This window comes from Methylibium sp. T29, from assembly GCF_000576205.1.
Classification (GTDB): Bacteria; Pseudomonadota; Gammaproteobacteria; order Burkholderiales; family Burkholderiaceae_C; genus Methylibium; species Methylibium petroleiphilum.
Genome location: NZ_AZND01000336.1, coordinates 1 through 3041, shown reverse-complemented (window position 1 = coordinate 3041; position 3041 = coordinate 1). Strand labels below are relative to the sequence as shown.

At 66.6% G+C, this 3041-nt stretch carries 2 protein-coding genes; both read right to left on the bottom strand.

Going from position 1 to position 3041, the window contains the following annotated elements; all coding sequences use genetic code 11:
• Positions 1–1064 (bottom strand): DUF1329 domain-containing protein (locus x551_RS20435; protein WP_036236190.1); only part of this gene is annotated, 1064 nt, incomplete at its 3' end.
• Positions 1065–1081: 17 nt separating this feature from the next.
• The coding region (locus x551_RS20430) for a DUF1302 family protein (protein WP_036250726.1) at positions 1082–3041 on the bottom strand (1960 nt) is incomplete at its 5' end.

The following is a 3041-nucleotide window of genomic DNA, read 5'->3' as shown; positions in this document are numbered from 1 at the left end:
AAGACCTGGGCGTCGATGTGGAACACGCGCTTGCTCACCGGGTGGCTGGCCAGCACCGGTGCGGCCTCGACCACGTAGACCTTGCGCAGCTGCCAGGTGATCTTCGGGAAGCAGCCGCCCTGCCCGCCGAAGTCCACGAACTTGTAGCCGCTCGGGTCCTTGAACTCGTCGGTCAGCTGCAGCTCGTTGTGGTTGTAGTAGGGCATCAGGATGTTCTTCGTGCCCTTGAACGTCCACTTCATGTCCGAGATGCGGCCGTTGTAGCCCTCGAAGTCCTCGATCATCAGGTCCGCGCCGAGGAAGGCGTCCGTCGTCTGCCCGGTGGCGAGCCGGCGCACGCGGCGCTGGAAGCCGAGGTAGAGGTAGGCGTCGTCGAACTTCAGGTCGTCCTCGTAGCGCTGGATCAGCAGCTGCGTGTTCTTCAGGTCCTGCGGCTCGAGCACCTTCACGTAGATGCCGCGGAACAGCTCCGACGGGTTGGGCGTCACTTCGGGCACCGGCGCGTGCTGCACGCGGTGCTTGAAGTTCAGGAAGTGGAAATTGAACATGATGACCCGCTCGACCTGGCCGCTCGTCATGTTGCGGTACTTCCAGTAGAACGGGTAGACCGCGGCGTTGTCGCCCCAGTTGAGGCCGTACTTGAAGTTCCACGCCAGCTTCTCGCCGGCACGCGGGTCGTCGGCCTTGGGCTCCTCCGGGAAGGGCCGGCCGGCAACGAAGCCGGTGATCTCGCCGTTCTGGGCGCCGAGCTTGGCGGTATTCAGGTTCTTCTTCGTGGCCTCGACATAGAACTTGTCCATCGCGAACTGCGTGGTCGGCCCGACCTTGATCTCGTCCCAGCCGTTCTTGACGATCTGGTAGAGGCCCGGGTCCAGGGCGTCCTTGAACTGCTCGACGTTGGCCTTGTTGACCACGGTGCCGGGGGTCAGGCCGGCAACGCTCGGGAAGCCGCTCTTGTACGGGTTGAACGAGGCCTCCACGTCGGCCTCGGTGGCGGCGCCGGCGGCCAGGGCGAAGCCCGCCGTGACCAGGGCCAGCCCGATCTGATGAATCTTCGTTGTCATGATGCTTGTCTCCTGCTTCAGAACTGATACCGCGCGGTGAGGAAGATCTCGTTCTCCTTCCAGGCCGAGCCGATGGGGCCGGCGCGGAAGCGCCCGAGGGGCTCGAGGCCGCCGAGGCCGCGCGAGTAGGTGGTCATGGGGTCGGTGTCGCCGAAGGGGGCGGTGAACGGCGCCCACGGGTTGCACGAGCGGCAGTCGTCGAACTTCCAGCGGTCCTCGCCGTTGCGCAGCTTGAAGTTGCCCCCGAAGCTGATCTTGAACTTGTCCGTCACGATCCAGTCGACCTGCGGCGAGGTGACCAGCGCGCGGGCCTGCACGTCGTAGGCCGTGATCAGCTGCGGGCTGACGCGGTCGTTGACGAGGAAGGCCTTCATCAGCAGCGTGGCGATCACGTTGTTCTCCCAGTCGGGCATGCCCACCGGGCCGAACTGGCCGCGCTCGAACTCGTGGTCGAAGATGTGCTGGTAGAACAGCTGCGCGGAGAACAGCGTGGTGCGGTTGGGGTTGATGAAGGGCACGAAGGTGGGCCGGTCGAAGCCGACCACCGAGCGGAACACCTTGTTCTTCGAGTACAGCTGGGGCTTGAGGGTGTTGGCGAACTCCTCGCCGTTGGTGAAGGCCGCCTCGACCCGCACCGCCGCCTTGGCCGCCTGCCACTCGAAGTCCATCGAGCCGCCGATCAGGTTCACGCGCGGGAAGTGCATGTCGAAGGCGATCAGGTAGGGCCAGCCGCCCTGCGCGTCGGTGCGCGTCTCGCCGGTGAAGGCGTTGGTCGCGCCCTTGCCGCCGTGCAGCGAGGGCAGCTGCGAGCGGTAGGTCAGCGCGTTGAGCGAGAACGACAGGCCGTCCTGGCTCACGCCCTCGTACTTCAGCCCGAGCTGGGTGTTCTTCAAGCTCCAGTTGGGCAGCTTCACGTCGCGCAGGCCGATCTGGCCGGGGCCGAAGTCGGTGGCGAGCAGCACGCCGGGGCCGACGTTGGCGAAGTTGGCCACCGTGCCGCCGTTGTCCCACAGGTTCTTCATGCCGCGGAAGAAGCAGCCGGCGTCGAGGATGACGTTGGCGGTGCCGCACTGGCCGAGGTTGTTGGGGCGGAACTTGTCGAAGTTCCACACCAGCTGCAGGTTGCGGTCCTGCATGCTCTCGCTCGGGCCCATGCGGTACTCGGCCTGGGCGATCCACATGGGGATGCGGATGTCCTGGAGTTCGTCGTAGATGTTGTTGCGCGAGTAGTCGACCGGGTTGATCACGTCGAGCACGCGGAACAGGTCGGTGCGGCCCCACACCACCTGCTGCTTGCCGAGCTTGAGGAAGAGCTGCTTGCCGTCGGCCAGGCCGACGGTGTTGGTGACGAAGGCTTCGCGGATGACGTCCCAGCGTTCGTTGAACTCGGGCAGTTCGAGCTCGCTGCGCTTCTTGTCGCCGTAGCCGCCGAAGTCGGCGCAGCCGCGCCGGTCGGTGTCGCAGGGGCGCACCGGGGTGGCGTACTCCACCCCGCCGTTGAGCGAGTCGTGCCAGCGGTCACCCAGCAGGCGCAGGCCTTCGTTGGGGTTGTAGTTGGGTGCGCCGGGGTTGGTGGCGTTGAAGCCGAAGACGTTGTTGACCAGCCCGAGGCCGTCGACGGCGGCCTTGTTGATGATGCCGCTGCCGTGCGGCACCGGGGGCGGTCCGCCCTGGGACTCGAGCAGCACGCCGCCGCCGGCCTTGCGGCCGTACTGGTCGTCGTTCATGCGGTAGACGCCGTCGAAGCTGCCGCGCAGGATGCTGCGGAACTTCCAGCCGCCTTCGAGCTTCTTGTCGGCCTCGACCTGCAGGGTGTTGCGGAACTTGGAGAGCCCGACGCGCTCGCCGGTCGCGTCCTTGCCCCGGAAGCGGGTGTCGTTCTCGTAGTAGACGTCGACCTTCCAGGGGTCGACCGGCGCGGCGGCGTCCTGCGCCTGCGCCAGGCCGCACACGGCCAGGCCGCCGGCCAGCGCCGCG